Raw genomic sequence first — 17,526 nt, forward strand, 5'->3', positions numbered from 1 at the left:
TTCCATGCGGGCAGCAGTCGTCGTTCCTGGAGGCTTTATGCTTTTTCTACGTCACCTGACCGTGGCGCTGCTTAGCGCGCCCGCAGTCGGCCTGGCAGCGCCGCAAGGCGCGCCCGGGCAATCCGCCCCTTCCCTTTCCCTCGAGGAAGCCGTCGCGATCGCGAGCGCCCATGCCGGCGATGCCGAATCGTCGCGCGGCGCCGTGGAGGCCGCCGGGCAAATGGCGGTCGCCGCCGGCCGCCTGCCGGATCCCGTGCTCAAGCTCGGCATCAACAACGTGCCGGTCAATGGCCCGGACCAGTTCTCGCTGAGCCGGGATTCCATGACCATGCGCTCGATCTCAGTGATGCAGGAATTCACGCGCGCGGATAAGCGCCGCGCCAGGGCCGCGCGCTTTGAAGCCGAAGCCGCCGCTGCCGACGCGCAGCGCGCGGTGGGGCTGGCAGGCGTGCAGCGCAATGCGGTCAATGCCTGGCTCGACCGGTGGTATGCGGAGCAGGCCGGCGTGCTGCTCGGCCATCACAGCCATCCGCTTGAACTGGCACTGCAGGCCGCCACCGCGGCCTACCGCAGCGGGCGCGGCTCGCGTGCGGACGTACTGGCCATGGAGCTGGAAATCCAGAAGCTGCACGACCGCGAGGACGAGAACCGCGCCGCGCTGGCGACCGCCACGCTGAACCTGGAGCGCTGGGTCGGCGCCGCTGCAGGGCGCCCGCTGTCGGAGCGGCCACCGCTTGACGTGCCGCCAGGCGCCCGGCAACTCGCCAGGGGCGAGTTCGATGCCGTGCCCGAACTGTCGGCTGCGCAGCGCGACGTGGCGCTGGCTGAATCGGAGATCCAGGTGGCAACGGAAGCCCGCAAGCCGGACGTGACGGTTGAGTTGATGTACAGCCAGCGCGGCTCGGCCTACTCGAATATGGGCTCGCTCAATGTCAGCTTCCCATTGCCGTGGGACCGGGGCAACCGCCAGGACCGCGAAATCAGTGCGCGGCTGGCGCAAGCCAACGACGCGCGGGCCAGGCTGGAAGTGGTCCGGCGCAATACCCAGGCCATGGTCGGCGCCAGGCTGGCCGAGCTGCAGCGCAACCTTGACCGGCTGCGGCGCTACGACGACAAGACCTTGCCGCTCGCCCGGGCACAGGCGGATGCGGCACTGACGGCCTACCGCGCCAACACGGGCACCTTGCTGGCCGTCGCCGAAGCCAACCATCGCGCCATCGACACCACCATGGAACGCCTTCTGCTTGAGGCAAAGACCGCCAGGCTGTGGGCGGACCTGAACTACCTGGTGCCGTTGCCTACCGTCCAGACCGAAGCCGCAGCGAAGGAGGCAAAATGAAGAAGCACGCCATTGCAGCAGCAGCCGGGCTGGTCGTCGTCTGCAGCGCCCTCTACGGCGCTTACCACTTCGGGTTCACGCGCGGCACGCAAACTGCGCAACCGTCGAGCACGCCTGGCGCGGAATCCACCGTGCTCAAGGCCGGCGCCATCGATCCGAAGACCGGCAGGAAAATCCTGTACTGGCACGATCCCATGGTGCCGGGCCAGCGCTTCGACAAGCCGGGCAAGTCGCCCTTCATGGAGATGCAACTGGTGCCGGTCTACGCGGACGGCGATGGCAGCGGGAGCGGTGTCACCGTCGACAGCCATGTCGCGCAAAACCTCGGCATTCGCACCGCCGAGGCAAAGCCGGGACGGCTGGCAGCGGTGCTGCAGGTGCCAGGCAATGTCGCCATCGACGAACGCAGCGTGCAGATCATCCAGGCGCGCACCAACGCCTTTGTGCAGCACGTCGCGGTCAGGGCGACCCTTGACCCGGTCCGGCGCGGCCAGGCGCTGGTCACCCTGTACTCGCCCGACTGGGTCGCGGCGCAAGAGGAATACCTGGCCGTGTCGCGCATGGCAGGAAGTGAGCATCTGGGGGGCGACCTGCGCGGCGCGGCGCGGGCTCGCATGCTACAGGCGGGCATGACGCCGGGCCAGGTCAGTGCGGTCGAGAGGTCCGGCAAGCTGCAGGCCAGTGTTGCCATCGCCAGCCCGGTCGATGGCCTCGTGACCGAGGTGGCAGTGCGCGAGGGCATGACCGTGTCGCCGGGCATGACCCTCTTCCGCCTGGCTGATCTCAGCCAGGTCTGGGTGATTGCCGAAGTACCGGCGGGCCAGGCCGGCACCATCCGGCCCGGCGCGGCGGCCACGGTACTGCAGAGCGGCACCGCCAGCCCCCTTGCCGGCAAGGTCGACGCCATCCTTCCCGACGTCAACCCGGCGACCCGCACCGTCAAGGCCCGCATCGTCCTGCCCAACCCCGGCAGGCACCTGTTGCCGGGCATGTTTGTCACGGTCAGCTTCGACAGTGGCGCACAGAAGGAAGCGTTGCTGATCCCGTCGGAGTCGGTCATCCGCACGGGTCAGCGCAATATCGTCATGGTCGATGCCGGCCAGGCAGGGTTCGTTGCCACCGAGATCAAGACCGGCCGCGAGGCCGATGGCATGGTCGAGGTGCTAGACGGGCTGGCGCCGGGACAGAAAGTGGTCACGTCCGGCCAGTTCCTGATCGACTCTGAAGCCAGCCTGCGCGGCAGCGCGGAACGGATGACGGCCACACCAGCAGCGTCTGCACCTGCCGCGCCGGCCGCCGAGCATGAGGGCACTGGCCGCATCGAGGCCGTGAACGGCAGCGAAAGCCTGACCATCTCGCACAGCCCCATCCCGTCGGCACAGTGGGGCGCGATGACCATGGACTTCGCCGCGCCGCCGACAGGCCTGCCCAAGGGACTGAAGCCTGGCGACCGCATCCGCTTCCGCTTCCACCTGGACCGCGATGGCGCGGCCATGCTGTCATCGGTCGAGCCCGCCGGCAACTCACAGGGAGCCAGGCCATGATCGCGCGCCTTATCCTGGCTTCGATCCGCCACCGCTTCCTGGTCCTGCTGGCCACGGTGATGCTGACCGCATGGGGCCTGTGGGCGGTGCGGAGCACGCCGCTCGACGCCCTGCCCGACTTGTCCGATGTGCAGGTGATCATCCGCACGCCCTTCCCCGGCCAGGCGCCGCAGATCGTCGAGAACCAGGTCACGTATCCGCTGACCACCACCATGCTGTCGGTACCCGGCGCCAAGACGGTCCGGGGTTACTCCTTCTTCGGCGATTCGTTCGTCTACGTGCTGTTCGAGGATGGTACCGACCTGTACTGGGCGCGCTCGCGGGTGCTGGAATACCTGAACCAGGTGCAGTCCCGCCTGCCCGCCGCGGCCAGGCCGGCGCTGGGGCCGGATGCCACCGGCGTCGGCTGGATCTACGAGTACGCGCTGGTGGACAAGACCGGCCAGCATGACCTCGGCCAGCTGCGTGCGCTGCAGGACTGGTTCCTGCGCTTCGAACTGAAATCGCTGCCCAATGTGGCCGAGGTCGCTGCGCTGGGCGGCATGGTGAAGCAGTACCAGGTGGTGCTGAGGCCGGACCGGATGCGCGCCTACAACCTGTCGCAGGGCAAGGTGCTGGCGGCGCTCAAGGGCGCCAACCAGGAGGCCGGCGGGTCGGTGCTGGAAATGGGCGAGGCAGAGTATATGGTCCGCGCCAGCGGCTACCTGAAGACGCTCGACGATTTCCGGCAGATCCCGCTGGTGACCAGCGATGCCGGCATTCCGGTGCGGCTGGGCGATGTCGCCATCGTGCAGCTCGGCCCGGAGATGCGGCGCGGCATCGCCGAACTTGACGGCCAGGGCGAGGTGGCCGGCGGCGTGATCGTGATGCGCTCAGGCAAGAACGCGCTGGAAACCATCGAGGCGGTCAAGACGAAGCTCGCCACGCTGCAGAAGAGCCTGCCTGCCGGTGTGCAGATCGTCACCACCTACGACCGCTCCGCTCTGATCAACCGCGCGGTGGAAAACCTGACGCACAAGCTGGTCGAAGAGTTCGCCGTGGTCGCGCTGGTGTGCCTGCTGTTCCTGTTCCACCTGCGTTCCGCGCTGGTGGCTATCGTCTCGCTGCCGCTGGGCGTGCTGGCCGCCTTCCTGGTGATGCGCTACCAGGGCATCAATGCCAACATCATGTCGCTGGGTGGCATTGCCATTGCCATTGGCGCCATGGTCGATGCCGCGGTCGTGATGATCGAGAACGCGCACAAGCAGCTGGAGCACTGGCATGCGGACAATCCCGGCCGGGCGCTGACGGGGAACGAGCGCTGGGGCGTGATCGGCCAGGCCGCCACCGAGGTCGGGCCCGCGCTGTTCTTCTCGCTGCTGATCATCACGCTGTCGTTTATCCCGGTCTTTACGCTGGAGGCGCAGGAGGGCCGGCTGTTCTCGCCGCTGGCCTTTACCAAGACCTATTCCATGGCCGCGGCGGCGGGCCTGTCGGTAACGCTGGTGCCGGTGCTGATGGGCTACCTGATCCGCGGCAGGATTCCTTCGGAGCAGTCCAATCCCTTGAACCGATGGCTGATCCGCGCCTATCGGCCGGTGCTGGCGCGGGTGCTGGCCTATCCGAAGACCACCCTTGCGATCGCCGCGGTGCTGCTGGCCGCGACGGCGTGGCCGATGATGCGTACCGGCGCCGAATTCATGCCGCCGCTTGACGAGGGCGACCTGCTCTATATGCCGTCGGCATTGCCGGGCCTTTCCGCCGGCAAGGCGGCGCAGCTGCTGCAACAGACCGACCGCCTGATCAAGACCGTGCCCGAGGTGGCAACCGTGTTCGGCAAGGCCGGCCGCGCCGATACCGCGACCGATCCGGCGCCTCTCGAGATGTTCGAGACCACCATCCAGTTCAAGCCGCGCGACCAGTGGCGTGCCGGCATGACCACCGACAAGCTGGTGGAAGAGCTGGACCGCGTGGTCAAGGTGCCAGGCCTGTCCAACATCTGGGTGCCGCCGATCCGCAACCGCATCGACATGCTTGCCACCGGCATCAAGAGCCCGGTCGGCATCAAGGTGGCGGGCGCGGACCTGAAGGAGATCGATCGCCTGGCAACGCGCATCGAGGAAACCGTCAGGACAGTGCCGGGAGTGACGTCGGCGCTGGCCGAGCGGCTGACCGGCGGGCGCTATGTCGATATCGATATCGATCGCGTGGCGGCCGGCCGCTACGGGCTGAACATCGCGGATGTGCAGAGCGTGGTGTCGTCGGCCATCGGCGGCGACAATGTGGGCGAGGTAGTCGACGGGCTGGCGCGCTTCCCGATCAACGTCCGCTACCCGCGCGATTACCGCGACTCGGCGGAGCAACTGCGCAGCCTGCCCATCATCACCGACAGGGGCCAGCAGATCGTGCTGTCCGACGTGGCGCGCATCCAGGTGGTGCAGGGACCGCCGATGCTGCGCAGCGAAAACGCGCGCCTGTCGGGCTGGGTGTATGTCGACATCCGCGGGCGTGACCTGCGCTCGGCCGTCCAGGACATGCAGGCCGCCGTCGCGAAAGCGGTGCCGATGCCGGCCGGCTATTCGCTGAGCTGGTCGGGGCAGTTCGAATACCTGGAGCGGGCCGCCGCAAAGCTGAAGGTGGTGGTGCCATTCACGCTGCTGATCATCTTCGTGCTGCTGTACCTGGTGTTCGGCCGTCTCGATGAAGCCCTGCTCATCATGGGCACGCTGCCGCTGGCGCTGATCGGCGGCTTCTGGCTGCTCTACCTGCTGGGCTACAACCTGTCGGTTGCCGGCGTGGTCGGCTTCATCGCGCTGGCGGGCGTGGCGGCGGAATTCGGCGTCATCATGCTGCTCTACCTGAAGCAGGCATGGACCGCGCGCGCAAACCAGGGCGATGCCAGCCTGTCCGCGCTACTTGAAGCCATCCAGGAAGGCGCGGTGCTGCGCGTACGCCCCAAGGCAATGACCGTCGCCGTCATCCTTGCCGGGCTGGTGCCGATCATGTGGTCGCATGGCACCGGCTCCGAGGTCATGCAGCGCATTGCCGCGCCGATGGTGGGCGGCATGCTCACCGCGCCGTTGCTTTCGCTCTTCGTGGTGCCGGCGGTGTATTTGCTGATGCGCCGGCGCCAGACCAGACCTCAACCTGTTTCCGTCCACCCCTCACTTCAGAAGGAACCGCAATGAAATCCATCAAGACGCTCGCCCTCGCCCTTGCCTTGACCACCACGCCGGCCGCATTCGCAGCGGGCTCGATGGACGGCATGGACATGAAGCCGTCCGCACCCCCGCAGCAGGCGCCGCAACCCGTGGCAGCCGAGATCAGAAAGATCGATGCGCAGGCCGGCAAGGTCACGCTCAAGCACGGACCGATCGCCAACCTCGGCATGGGCGCGATGACCATGGCGTTCCCCGTCAAGGATCGCGCATCGCTGAAGGATTTCAAGGAGGGCGAGGCGGTATCCGTGACATTCGACAACGTTGATGGCAAGCCAACGGTCGTGGAAATGCGGCGTAAGTGAGGGTTACCGCCGCTGGAGGTGGTTGCGCGTTCGATGCGCAATCACCGCGCGTTCCCCAGGCGACCCGCGCGAGCAGACATTTGCCGTGCTCACGCTTTGGTGCCCAGACGCTCCTTCAAGAACTCGATAAAGCGCTGGGTCTTTGCCGGTAGCAAGCGTGTTTCGGTCAGGGCATAGACCGGCGTCGGCCTGGTCTGCCAGTCAGGCAATATCCGGCGCAGGCGGCCGGCCGCCACATCCTCTGCCGCCACCTCCTCAGCCAGCAAGATCACGCCCAGGTCCAGCGTTGCCAGGCGTCGGAACATGCCAACGCTGTTGACGTAGAACCTTCCCCCCACCTCCACCTCGACGGTCTCCTCACCGCGATGCAGTGCCCACTTGCCTGCCTTGGGAAAACCGATGCACTGATGCCGCACCAGGTCCGTGGGATGGGTCGGCTCGCCGGCACGTTCCAGGTAGCCCAGTGAGGCATAGACGTGCACCGACAGGCGCGCAAGCAGGCGGGCAATCAGGTTCGAGTCCGTGAGCTCCCCCATCCGAATGGCCACATCGAAGGGCTCGGCCACCAGGTCGACACGCCGGGGCGTGAGGTCGAAATCAAAGGTGATGCCCGGGTAACGGGCCGCAAACTCCGCAATCAGCGGTGCCATGTAGATCATGGCGAAGTCGACCGGCAGCGACGCGCGCAACACGCCGCTCGGCTGCGCCAGCATCTCCCCCAGTTGCTCGTGTGCAATCCGTGCTTCGTCCACGATGCGCTTGCAGCGCTCGTAGTAGAGCTGCCCGGCCTCGGTCAGTTCAACCTTGCGCGTCGTGCGATGCAGCAGCCGCAGGCCGATGGCCTTCTCCAGCGCGCTGATCCGCCTGGACAGTGTGGAGTTCGGCACACCGGTGGCAGCGGCCGCGCCACGAAAGCTCCGCGTATGGGCGACCTCCACGAACAAGGCCATGTCATTGAGCAGTTCCATCTGGATTGCGCCATTTTTGGATCAATGATTGCCAATCTACCACCTTTATCTCGTCAATGAATTAATCGACGATACGTCCATGGGCTTCCCATCGTCTCCTTCGCCCCAACCCGTACAGGAATTGACCATGAGCCAACTATTCACCCCAGTCCGCATCGGCCGCCACATCGCGCCGAACCGCCTCGTCATGGCCCCGATGACCCGCTCCCGCGCCGACGCCGACGGCGTTCCCGGCGACATGACCGTCACCTACTACGCCCAGCGCTCCAGCGCCGGCCTGATCATCACCGAAGGCGTGTTTCCGTCCGCCATGGGCAAGGGCTACGTGAATACGCCCGGCATGGAAGCCGAGACCCAGATTGCTGGCTGGAAAAAGGTGACTGAAGCCGTGCACGCGCGTGGCGGCCGTATCTTCATGCAGCTGATGCATTGCGGCCGGATCTCGCATCCGTCGCTGCTTGATGGCGCAACGCCCGTAGCCCCGTCGGCCATCAAGCCTGAGGGACAGGCATGGACGCCTGCCGGCCAGGTCGACTTCGTCACGCCCCGCGAGCTGACCCTGGCCGAGATCGCCGGCGTCATCAACGACTACCGCCAGGCCACCCGCCGCGCCATCGATGCAGGCTTCGACGGCGTGGAACTGCACACGGCCTCCGGCTACCTGCCCGAGCAGTTCCTTTCGTCAGGCAGCAACCACCGGCAAGACCAATACGGTGGCTCGGTCGAAGGCCGCGCCCGCTTTGTGCTGGAAGTGCTGGCCGCGATGGTGGCCGAGGCTGGCGCCGACCGGGTCGGCATCAAGATCTCGCCGGAGATGAACTACAACAGCATCACCGATGCCGCGCCGCAAGAGACCTACACCTACCTCGTCGACAAGCTTCGCGGCCGGGGCCTGGCTTATCTGCATGTCACGCTGTTCGGTGCAACGGTCGACTACCACGCCCTGCTGCGCCCGCGCTTCGACGGCACCTACCTGATCGGCGGCGGGCTGACGCAGGACAGCGCCGCAGCCCTGCTGGCCGATGGCAAGGCCGACGCCACCGTCTTCGGCAGCGCCTTCCTTGCGAATCCCGACCTGCCGGAGCGCTTCCGCCAGGGCGCCGCGCTCAACGCGCCGGACCGCAACACATTCTTTGCGCCGCCGACAGCAAAGGGATACATCGACTATCCGGCGCTGGCTGAGGCCGAAGCGGCTTGAGGCAAGGGGCGTTTGCCCCATTCACTATCAAGGAATACATCATGAAGTTCGAACGATTCACTGCAGACACCGCCGCCCTGCTCCTGATCGACCATCAGGTAGGCACCATGGGCTGGGTGAAGTCCATTCCCTTCGACGAAATGAAGCGCAACGCGCTGATGCTGGCCAAGACCGCGGCGATCCTGAAAGTTCCTGTCGTGATGACGTCCAGCATGGAGGAGTACGCCCAGGGGCCGCTGATCAGCGAGCTGGCGGACATCTTTCCGGCTGAGTTCGCTGCGCGTGTCAAGCGCGTTGGCGTTGTGAACGCGATGGACGATGAGAACTTCGCGGCGGCGGTGAAGGCGACCGGGCGCAAGAAGTTCATCATTGCTGGGGTGACCAATGACGTTTGCACGGTCTATCCGGCGTTGAGCCTGGTATCGCAAGGGTATGCGGTGCAGGTCGTCGCGGATGCTGGGGGTTCGCCGAGCAAGATGGCTGATGATATTGCCCTGCGGCGCATGGAGAAGAATGGCGTCACGCTGACCAGCACTAACCAGTTGATTGCGGAATTGGCTGGGAGTTGGGCTACACCGGAAGGCAGTCGCATTGTGCAGGAGGTGCTTATGGGGGCTCTGCAGGGCTGAGGGGGCCGCCTATGTGGGCTGGGTGCAGGTGCAACTTGGCCTTGCCTGCGGCCTGAGATCGTGCGCGCCTTGACCGCGGCGCATGCAATCAGCCCCGGCGGGTTGGACCGGGGCTGTCAGATTGGTTAGTGCAGTTGGCGCTTCAGGTCAGCAAGTTCCGAATGCATCGAACTGACTGCATCCTTGACCTTTGCATCGAGACCGCCGGCCTGCTGGCAAGCGCGGTCTGCACGATCACCGATCCGTTCGAGATCATCGACCCACTGCCGGATCCGATCCTCATCCTTGGAGGACACGACCTTCGATGCCGATTTACATTCCTTGTCGAGCTCATCCACCCAGTTCATCAAGTCTTGTGGAATCCCCGTATCGGCATGACAAGTTCGTGATGTCTCGCTGATGGTTTGCTGCAGATGACTAAAACGTTGCTGCATTTCACTGGCTTGCAACATGATGCCCCCTTCGTGAACATCAATCCACATGAATTCAGGCAGCAGATGATTGTGTGTTGCCTGTGCCATTGTCATTCGCCCGCATCAATCGGCAGCCAGTGAAGTTCCATTGCGCAGCCCCGAAGCGCGCGAAGGGCACTTTTTCAGTCTAGGTCAAAATCGACCGCACGCTCCGATGTGATCCCCGGGGTTCCGCGGCACTACTAGGCATTAGCCGCGCCTCGCTATATCTTGGACTCAAGACAGTCCGGCGCTCGGGCCGAGCCACGGACCTGCGTAAATTGCCGGAGGCTGAAATGCTGGAAAGAAAGCGGTCTTACAAGGGATTCCACGTTGCCCTGTTCGTGCCGGAGGTGATTGAGCCAGGCAAGCCAGGCGGGCGAGTCCAGATCTCCAACCGCAATGAGGACATGGGCATCCGCTTTACGCCGGACTGGCCCCACCCGCCCGCAACGCAGCAGGAGGCAGAGGACTGGCTTTTTGCCTACGCCGCCGGGATCATCGATTGTGAACTGGCTGGCGGCTTCGGCATTGATCTCAGGAACGAGTAAGTCAGTTCGGCAACGAAAGATCTGCGGAAGCCGGTCGGCGCGTCTCCTGCGCCTGGCGGGGATTGCGGCGTTCGTGGAGATTCTGGCATGCCGTGCAACGCATGGCGGTTGGGTATGCCTGCAAGCGGGCGAAAGGGATGGCCTGCTGGCAGTCGATACAAACGCCATACTGGCCGCTCCGCATCCGTGACCGGGCTGTTTCAATGTCGGCCAGTTGCATGCGATAGTGTTTCAGCATCGCGTCGCCCTGGCGCTGCACGGTCTTTTCGTCCGCCACTTCACCATCATCAAGGTGTTCACGTTGTGTTGGCGCCACGACTGGCGAATCCGCGGTTCCGGCGACGGCACGGATGCGCAACTCCTCAGCGTCCATCTGGGCCACCAACTTCGCCAATTCTTCCTTTGTCAGCCCTTCCATGACTGGCCTCCTGGATAAGCATCCTGCGGGTCGCACGTAAGCAGACCGTCCAGCATAGCGCGCTTGGGCAATCGCATTTGGCGGGCACAGTTGCTGTATTGCCGCTCAGATGTGTCGCCACTCACATCGAGGCTCCCGCAAGGGGCCGTAGCCATTTACCGGCATGGCAAAAACCACGTGTCCCATGCGGGACCAGCACGTGTCACTGCCGTGCCGGCGCCGCAGTCACGAATCCCTAACGGTGGCTGGCAGCCAGTGCGACGATAGCGCCTGTGGTTGCCGCGATGGCGGCCACGGTACCCATGCTTTGCCATGGATGCTCATGAACGTAGCGATCGGTCGTTGTCGCCCACTCGGAGACTTTGGCGCGGCTTTCTTCGCGCAGCGTAACGATGCGCTCCTGCAGCGCGCGCTGCCGGGCCTTGAGTGCATGGCGCTCAAGGCTGGTTCCTACGCCGGTCTCGGCTTTGACATCATGAAGAAGTGCCTGAACGTCGGCCATCAGCGTATCGACGTCGCGGGCCAATGCGTCCTTGCGCATAGAGAAATCGGATCGGATGTCGTTCATCTTGCCCTCCTGTTAGCGAAATCATCGCGGTGCGTCGCGCAGCACGATTGGCACTGTGTCAAATATAGGATTGGGTTGACGGCCCGGCATGACAAACAGCAAGCCACGATGAAGCGGCGCGGGAGGGGGCAAGAGGACCGTGGAACTCCTGAGCGACGACGATGGTCATGCGTCACGCATGGCATGCGCATACTTGCATAATATGCACACACGAGGCGCAAAGTGAAGGACAGGTGCCGGATACGGTACTGCCGACACTGCCGGCCCCGTCCCGGCGGGACTGTGCGCGGCGCTGCGCATGCAGGGAGCGATAGCGCGGCACGGGAGTCACGACTTTCGCGTCCCTCGCCTTACCCGCTCCAAATATTTTCCTGAAGCGACCTCGATTCGCACCGTGTCCCCTTCCTTGACGAACTGCGGAACGAGAACTTCCATGCCGTTATCCAGCGTGGCAGTCTTGAAGGTAGAGGTTTCATGCTCGTGCAGGGCCGGCGGCGTGGACATGATGGTTAACTCGACCGCAGGGGGGAATGCGATGGTGACTGGCTCGCCCTCATAAAGCTGCACCGGGATTCGCATATTGGGGTGAAGATATTTCTGGTATGCGCCCATGGTTTCCGCAGGAAAACTGATCTGCTCGAAGGTGTCGGGATTCATGAAGAAAAAGGCGACACCATCGGTGTACAGATATTCCATCTCCTGGTGATCAAGCGTGACCTCTTCGAGCTTGTTGCTCGGATGTAACCGCAACTCCTTGATGTGACCAGTCTTAAGGCTCTTGAACTTGGCGAAAACTGCGCTCCCCTGTTGGCCGCCGCCGGCGTGGTACCCGGCGCTGGTAACGCTATGAAGTTCACCCTCTAGCATGATGACCATGCCCGACTTCAGTTCGGAAGCTTCGACCATTGGTGTCTCCGCCTGGGCGGCAAGATTTCGCCTTCAGCCTAGCACCGCAGCGCCCCTTCAACAAAGGGCCGGCGGCGACAGCAGTACGCTGAACGAGAAACTCGACGGCGCTGACCGCATTGGGAGGATTGCGCACCTGCGACAGCGGGATGTTGCAGCGCCGCATGCACAAGGCTGACAAGGGGCTGGACCGCCACGAGTCGCCCTGCCCCCTGATCAGGGAATCGAGAAGCGCGTCGCCAGAGCAGGAACGATTGTCATACCATTAAGTTCGTAGCGCGTGCCAGGGCGCCGAGGCGGATGGCCCGGCCGGCCACGAGGAGGCCAACATGTTTCAGCATATCTTGGTGCCCACCGATGGATCGGCACTCTCCGACGCTGCCGTTCGCATGGCGGTGACACTCGCCAAGGCATTTGAGGCGAGGATCACTGGATTGCATGTCATCCCGGAATTCCATGTCTTCACGCATCGGGTTGACATGCTGGAGGACACCCAGGAGCGCTACGCACAACTTGCCGAAAGGCATGCGGAGCGATACCTGGCGGTGGTCGCACAAGCGGCAAAGGAAGCGGCGGTGGCATGCGAGACGCTCAGCGTTACCCACAATCACCCCTATGAGGCGATCATCCGGACCGGGGAGGAACGTAACTGTGACCTCATTGTCATGGCGTCGCATGGCCGAACCGGCCTGCAGGGGCTACTGATCGGCAGCGAAACCCAGAAAGTCCTGACGCATTGCCAGATCCCGGTTTTCGTGTTTCGCTAGTCGATACTGCAGACCAACCGCACGCGGCGCAGCGGCGAGCGTCAACCCGACTCGGCCCTTGACCTGAGCCTTCGTACCTGCTGTTTGATGAGAACCCCGCGAGCTATCTCGCCGGACAAAAAAACGCCAACCCGTATGGGTTGGCGTTTTGCTTGGGGTATTACTGGTATCAGAACTGGTTCATGGTGTTGTCTTTACCCGCCGCTTTCAGGGCCGCTTCGCCGCTGAAATACTCCTTGTGGTCGTCGCCGATGTCCGAGCCGGACATGTTCTGGTGCTTGACGCAGGCGATGCCCTGACGGATTTCCTTACGCTGCACGCCAGCCACATAACCCAGCATGCCCTGGTCGCCGAAGTATTCCTTGGCCAGGTTGTCGGTCGACAGTGCGGCGGTGTGGTAGGTCGGCAGCGTAATCAGGTGGTGGAAGATACCTGCTTCGCGCGACGCGTCGGCCTGGAAGGTCCGGATCTTTTCGTCGGCGAGCTTCGCCAGTTCGGTCTGATCGTATTCCACGCTCATCAGCTGGGCGCGCTCATATGCCGACACATCCTTGCCCGCGGCTTTCATCGCGTCATACGCCTGCTGGCGGAAGTTCAGGGTCCAGTTGAACGACGGGCTGTTGTTGTACACCAGCTTGGCGTTCGGGATGACTTTGCGAATCTCGCTGACCATGCCGCCGATCTGGGCGATATGCGGTTTTTCGGTTTCGATCCAGAGCAGGTCAGCGCCGTTTTGCAGTGCGGTGACGCAATCCAGTACGCAGCGCGCTTCGCCCGTGCCGGCGCGGAACTGGAACAGGTTGCTAGGCAGGCGCTTGGGACGCAGCAGCTTGCCGTCGCGCTTGATGATGACGTCACCATTGCCCAGTGCGTCGGCCGACAATTCTTCGCAATCGAGGAAGGAATTGTACTGGTCGCCCAGGTCGCCCGGCGTGTTGGTCACGGCGATCTGCTTGGTCAGGCCGGCACCCAGCGAGTCGGTACGGGCCACGATGATGCCGTCGTCCACGCCCAGTTCCAGGAAGGCGTAGCGGATGGCGCGGATCTTGGCCAGGAAGTCCTCGTGCGGCACGGTGACCTTGCCATCCTGGTGGCCGCACTGCTTCTCGTCAGACACCTGGTTTTCGATCTGAATGCAGCATGCGCCCGCTTCGATGAACTGCTTGGCCAGCAGGTACGTTGCTTCGGCGTTGCCGAAACCCGCGTCGATGTCCGCGATGATGGGCACTACGTGGGTGACGTGGTTGTCGATTTTTTCCTGGATGGCGGCCTTGGCAGGGCCTTCGGCAGCGTCCAGCGCGCGGAACAGACCGCCCAGTTCACGGGCGTCGGCCTGGCGCAGGAAGGTGTACAGCTCGCGGATCAGCGCGCTGACGGAGGTTTTTTCGTGCATCGACTGGTCCGGCAGCGGGCCGAACTCGGAGCGCAGCGCGGCCACCATCCAGCCGGACAGGTAAAGGTAGCGGCGGTCGGTGCTGTTGAAATGCTTCTTGATGGAGATCATCTTCTGCTGGCCGATGAAGCCGTGCCAGCAACCCAGCGACTGGGTGTACTTGGACGAGTCGGCATCGTAGGCGGCCATGTCGGCGCGCATGATCTTGGCGGTGTATTTGGCGATGTCCAGGCCCGTTTTGAACTTGTTCTGGGCACGCATGCGGGCGGCATACTCGGGATTGATGGCATTCCACGCGCTGCCGTGGTTCTCTTTCAAACCGGCAACTGCCTTGATGTCGTCTTGATACTGGGCCATGGGAATTTCCTAAGAAGAAAGCGCGTTTGAAAAATAGTTGAGTGTGCTGGCGGATGTCGAGGCGAGCAGCGTGGGTTCATTGTAGGGCCTTGTTGATGCATCGCGGCAAAGTCTTATATAAGACATAAGAGTTGATTTCTCATTATTTTTCAATGAGATAGGCAACAAATTTCGTAATGTGGAACGATTTTTCAGAGAACGAAAGATAGCGCCGGGGGAAACACGGAGCAAATTCCGCAATGTGAAACGCGCTTTCAGTTGTCGGAGGCAGGGGCGAGCACGGATGGCTCGAGCAACGATAGCTGGGGATTTTGTAGACGTCTGGTCCGACAAACGGTGTCATGAACCGGCGCAGCAACGTGTGGCTGTCTTCGTGCCCGCTTCGGTCATTCGATCACGAGCGATGGTCGTCGGAAACTGGCCGGAGTCGGTCAGCCGCGTTGCAAACAGACCCACTGTTGTTCGCGGATAGCCAGAGGGAAAGACCGCAGCCGAAGCTGCAGTCTTCCATCCGGCCAGAGCATTTCTCAGGCAGCCGCAGCATCAGAACCCAACTCACTCGTCCGGAGAAGCTCCTCCGCAGTCTGATCAAGCTGCGCTTTGAGCATCGCCACCAGACAATGCACGCCGTGGCACACCTCTGACCGTTCGCTTTCAACTTCCAGCAGAGACAGGACGCAGCCCACGCCGGCGCTGACGCGTCCAAGCGAGTACAGGCAGTCTGGAATGGCGGCCAGGATGATTTCTTGTTTCGATGCGGTTTGGTCTTGCATTGCGAGCTCCTAGGGAAGGTTGGAGGGCCCGCCTGATGCACTCAGTTGGAGGGTGGCGGGCCTGACAGCGGGGGTAGCAATGCCGGCAATCCAAGGGAGTCCGGCCAGCCTTTCGGCTGCCCCGCCCGGCCCGCCGTAGAAGGAGAGCTAGCGCATACGCGCAGACGAGGCCGTATGAAACGGCGATCCCTTGGAGCTGTTCAGGTTGCTACGCCCGGCCGCCGATGTTTCGGCGACGGGTCTAGTGTTGCCGGCCCTCATGTCTGTGACGATAAGAGGATTCGCAATCGCTCCATGGATCTTCGTCAGCTATCAGGCGTCGCCCGACGAAGCAATATATTCGTGCCAAACCCAGAACTGGCGCAGGTTGCGGAGGATCAAACGACTATGCTTATCAGCTTGGAACTGCGTTTATATGAGAGGTTTCTATGAGCCCAACGAAGGGAACGCAGCAGGCCGCCAAGAGCACCAGCGCGAACGACAAGGCGTCCAAGGGATTCACGGACGAGGAACGAGCTGCGATGAAGGAGCGCGCCAAAGAGTTGAAGGCGGAAGCGGACAAGGCAGACGGGGAAAGCGCTTTGCTCGCGAAGATCGCCGAGATGCCGGAACCGGATCGCGACATGGCCAAGCGGCTCCATGCTCTCATCAAAGCCAGCGCGCCAGCCCTCTCGCCGAAAACCTGGTACGGGATGCCCGCATATGCCAAGGACGGCAAAGTCGTCTGCTTCTTCCAAAGCGCGCAGAAGTTCAAATCGAGGTATGCAACGTTCGGCTTCAGCGACGAGGCAAATCTCGACGAAGGATCCATGTGGCCCACCTCATTCGCGCTGAAGGCGTTGACAGCCACGGAAGAGGCAAAGATTGGCGCGCTCGTGAAGAGAGCAGTGAGCTGAGGACTGAGCTCGCCACTAATGATGCGTCGCCGCCCAACAACAACGCGTTCCACTCGGACGCCCCAGCGCTGCGCTGGGGTTCCCTCGCTCGCTGCGCTCGCTCGGCGCCGGTGAACGCGGGCGGTTAGCCATTTCTATGAGCCACGGTGAAGTGTGCACTTGAACAAAGGAGACAAAAATGAACGAAGAGCAGCGCAGCACGGATGAAGCCCAAATCCGTCTGCGAATAGAAGGTTGGACAAAGGCGCTACGCGCCAAGGACCTCGATGGGCTCATGTCCCATTACGCGGCGGACATCGTGGTGTTCGACGTCCCGCCCCCGCTGCAGTATGACGGGGCCGCCGCGTATCGAAAGAACTGGGCGGATTGGTTCGCCTCGTTCCGAGGCCCGGTTGTTGGCTACGAGATTCGCGACCTGAGCATCACTGCGGGCGATGACGTGGCCTTCTGCCGCAGTCTCAATCGAATCACTGGAGCGAGAACAAGCGGAGAAGACACCGATGTCTGGGTGCGCGCGACCGTCTGCTTCCGCAAGTTCGGCGGCACGTGGCTGGTCACCCATGAGCATCTCTCGGTACCCATCAACATGCAGACCTACCAAGCGGTGCTCGACCTGAAGCCATAGTAAGACTGGAATTTTCCCGATTCAGACGATGGCGACGCGAGTTCGAGAGTTCAAGTGACGACTGAAAGTCCCCTATCCGGGCTACTTGCCGCCGGTGCCGACCTTACCGCGCCCGACCTTGCAATGCGGTACACAGGGGCGCAGCTTCTTTCTGAAGCTAGCCGTCAACGTGACGTGCTCCGCAGGGTAGCGGGTTGTCCTATGTGGATTTGCCCCCGTGTCCCCGGACACGGTCACACCCTTAGGTTGATAAGGCCATCGCACGCCTGAACTCCCGCGGCGAGCGGTAATTCAGGGCGCTATGGGGGTGCTGCTCGTTGTAATGCTCAAAGGCGATGGCCAGATTCCGAACCGCCGTCTCGGCATCAGGCTTGGGCATGAAGGCGACGTAGTCGCGCTTCATGGTCTTCACGAAGCTCTCCGCCATCCCGTTGCTCTGCGGGCTGCAGACCGGCGTGGTCAGCGGCTTCAAGCCGATGGCCGACGCAAACGCCCTGGTCTTGTCGGCCGTGTAACCGGAGCCGTTATCGGTCAGCCATTCGATTTCCGTCGGCGTCTTCAGCGCGTTTCCAAAGCGATTCTCGACGGCGGCCAACATCACGTCGCGGACCACGTCACCGCTATGCCCACCGGTGGTCGC

The 17,526-nt window shown here is 63.1% G+C and carries 18 protein-coding genes; 10 read left to right on the forward strand and 8 right to left on the reverse strand.

Annotated features, from left to right (window positions below; translation table 11 throughout):
* Positions 1–37 precede the first annotated feature (37 nt).
* The 4 genes from ACW4E8_RS06495 to ACW4E8_RS06510 are packed head-to-tail and all read left to right on the forward strand — an operon-like array spanning position 38 to position 6,385.
* Positions 38–1,339 (forward strand): TolC family protein, encoded by a 1,302-nt coding sequence (locus ACW4E8_RS06495; protein WP_456803758.1) that lies wholly within the window; start codon positions 38–40, stop codon positions 1,337–1,339.
* Entirely contained in the window at positions 1,336–2,883 is a 1,548-nt protein-coding gene (locus ACW4E8_RS06500; RefSeq protein WP_456803759.1) for an efflux RND transporter periplasmic adaptor subunit, read from the forward strand. The genes ACW4E8_RS06495 and ACW4E8_RS06500 overlap by 4 nt, the downstream gene beginning before the upstream one ends.
* Complete coding sequence (locus ACW4E8_RS06505) at positions 2,880–6,050, forward strand: efflux RND transporter permease subunit (protein ID WP_456803760.1); 3,171 nt, start codon at positions 2,880–2,882, stop codon at positions 6,048–6,050. Before ACW4E8_RS06500 ends, ACW4E8_RS06505 begins: the two co-directional genes overlap by 4 nt.
* A complete protein-coding gene (locus ACW4E8_RS06510; protein ID WP_456803761.1) occupies positions 6,047–6,385 on the forward strand; it encodes a copper-binding protein in 339 nt (112 codons plus the stop codon). Before ACW4E8_RS06505 ends, ACW4E8_RS06510 begins: the two co-directional genes overlap by 4 nt.
* Positions 6,386–6,474: 89 nt before the next feature.
* Here the strand turns inward: ACW4E8_RS06510 and ACW4E8_RS06515 are convergent, their stop codons facing one another.
* On the reverse strand, positions 6,475–7,353 hold the full coding sequence (locus ACW4E8_RS06515) for a LysR family transcriptional regulator (RefSeq protein ID WP_456803762.1): 879 nt from the start codon (positions 7,351–7,353) through the stop codon (positions 6,475–6,477).
* A 127-nt stretch (positions 7,354–7,480) separates the two neighbouring features.
* On the opposite strand from ACW4E8_RS06515, the gene ACW4E8_RS06520 reads away from it, so the two are divergent.
* Positions 7,481–8,551, forward strand: coding sequence for an alkene reductase (locus ACW4E8_RS06520; RefSeq protein WP_456803763.1), 1,071 nt, complete (start codon positions 7,481–7,483; stop codon positions 8,549–8,551).
* Positions 8,552–8,592: 41 nt separating this feature from the next.
* Entirely contained in the window at positions 8,593–9,180 is a 588-nt protein-coding gene (locus ACW4E8_RS06525) for an isochorismatase family protein (protein ID WP_456803764.1), read from the forward strand.
* 125 nt (positions 9,181–9,305) lie between these two features.
* On the opposite strand, the gene ACW4E8_RS06530 is transcribed toward ACW4E8_RS06525, so the two are convergent.
* A complete protein-coding gene (locus ACW4E8_RS06530) occupies positions 9,306–9,632 on the reverse strand; it encodes a hypothetical protein (protein ID WP_035826881.1) in 327 nt (108 codons plus the stop codon).
* Positions 9,633–9,928: 296 nt separating this feature from the next.
* On the opposite strand from ACW4E8_RS06530, the gene ACW4E8_RS06535 reads away from it, so the two are divergent.
* A complete protein-coding gene (locus ACW4E8_RS06535) occupies positions 9,929–10,183 on the forward strand; it encodes a hypothetical protein (RefSeq protein ID WP_456803765.1) in 255 nt (84 codons plus the stop codon).
* 1 nt (position 10,184) lies between these two features.
* Here ACW4E8_RS06535 and ACW4E8_RS06540 read toward each other — a convergent pair whose 3' ends face one another.
* The 3 genes from ACW4E8_RS06540 to ACW4E8_RS06550 all read right to left on the reverse strand — a co-directional run bounded on the left by ACW4E8_RS06540 (position 10,185) and on the right by ACW4E8_RS06550 (position 12,075).
* Positions 10,185–10,601: a TraR/DksA family transcriptional regulator gene (locus ACW4E8_RS06540; protein WP_456803766.1), complete on the reverse strand. Its 417-nt coding sequence runs from the start codon at positions 10,599–10,601 to the stop codon at positions 10,185–10,187.
* A gap of 235 nt (positions 10,602–10,836) precedes the next feature.
* A complete protein-coding gene (locus ACW4E8_RS06545; RefSeq protein WP_456803767.1) occupies positions 10,837–11,169 on the reverse strand; it encodes a glycine zipper domain-containing protein in 333 nt (110 codons plus the stop codon).
* Positions 11,170–11,496: 327 nt separating this feature from the next.
* Positions 11,497–12,075 (reverse strand): elongation factor P, encoded by a 579-nt coding sequence (locus ACW4E8_RS06550; protein ID WP_456803768.1) that lies wholly within the window; start codon positions 12,073–12,075, stop codon positions 11,497–11,499.
* Between the two features lie 329 nt (positions 12,076–12,404).
* Between ACW4E8_RS06550 and ACW4E8_RS06555 the strand changes: the two genes are divergently transcribed.
* Positions 12,405–12,842, forward strand: coding sequence for a universal stress protein (locus tag ACW4E8_RS06555; RefSeq protein ID WP_456803769.1), 438 nt, complete (start codon positions 12,405–12,407; stop codon positions 12,840–12,842).
* A 169-nt stretch (positions 12,843–13,011) separates the two neighbouring features.
* Here the strand turns inward: ACW4E8_RS06555 and ACW4E8_RS06560 are convergent, their stop codons facing one another.
* A complete protein-coding gene (locus ACW4E8_RS06560; RefSeq protein WP_456803770.1) occupies positions 13,012–14,592 on the reverse strand; it encodes an isocitrate lyase in 1,581 nt (526 codons plus the stop codon).
* A gap of 527 nt (positions 14,593–15,119) precedes the next feature.
* A complete protein-coding gene (locus ACW4E8_RS06565; RefSeq protein WP_456803771.1) occupies positions 15,120–15,365 on the reverse strand; it encodes a hypothetical protein in 246 nt (81 codons plus the stop codon).
* Between the two features lie 428 nt (positions 15,366–15,793).
* Between ACW4E8_RS06565 and ACW4E8_RS06570 the strand changes: the two genes are divergently transcribed.
* Together ACW4E8_RS06570 and ACW4E8_RS06575 are read left to right on the forward strand one after the other, a co-directional pair.
* Positions 15,794–16,261 (forward strand): iron chaperone, encoded by a 468-nt coding sequence (locus ACW4E8_RS06570; protein ID WP_456803772.1) that lies wholly within the window; start codon positions 15,794–15,796, stop codon positions 16,259–16,261.
* Between the two features lie 178 nt (positions 16,262–16,439).
* Entirely contained in the window at positions 16,440–16,886 is a 447-nt protein-coding gene (locus ACW4E8_RS06575) for a YybH family protein (protein WP_456803773.1), read from the forward strand.
* Between the two features lie 241 nt (positions 16,887–17,127).
* On the opposite strand, the gene ACW4E8_RS06580 is transcribed toward ACW4E8_RS06575, so the two are convergent.
* Positions 17,128–17,526, reverse strand: a 399-nt coding sequence (locus ACW4E8_RS06580) for an integrase core domain-containing protein (protein WP_456803774.1), incomplete at its 5' end; no start/stop codon positions are given.

It is taken from the genome of Cupriavidus sp. CP313 (genome assembly GCF_054072015.1).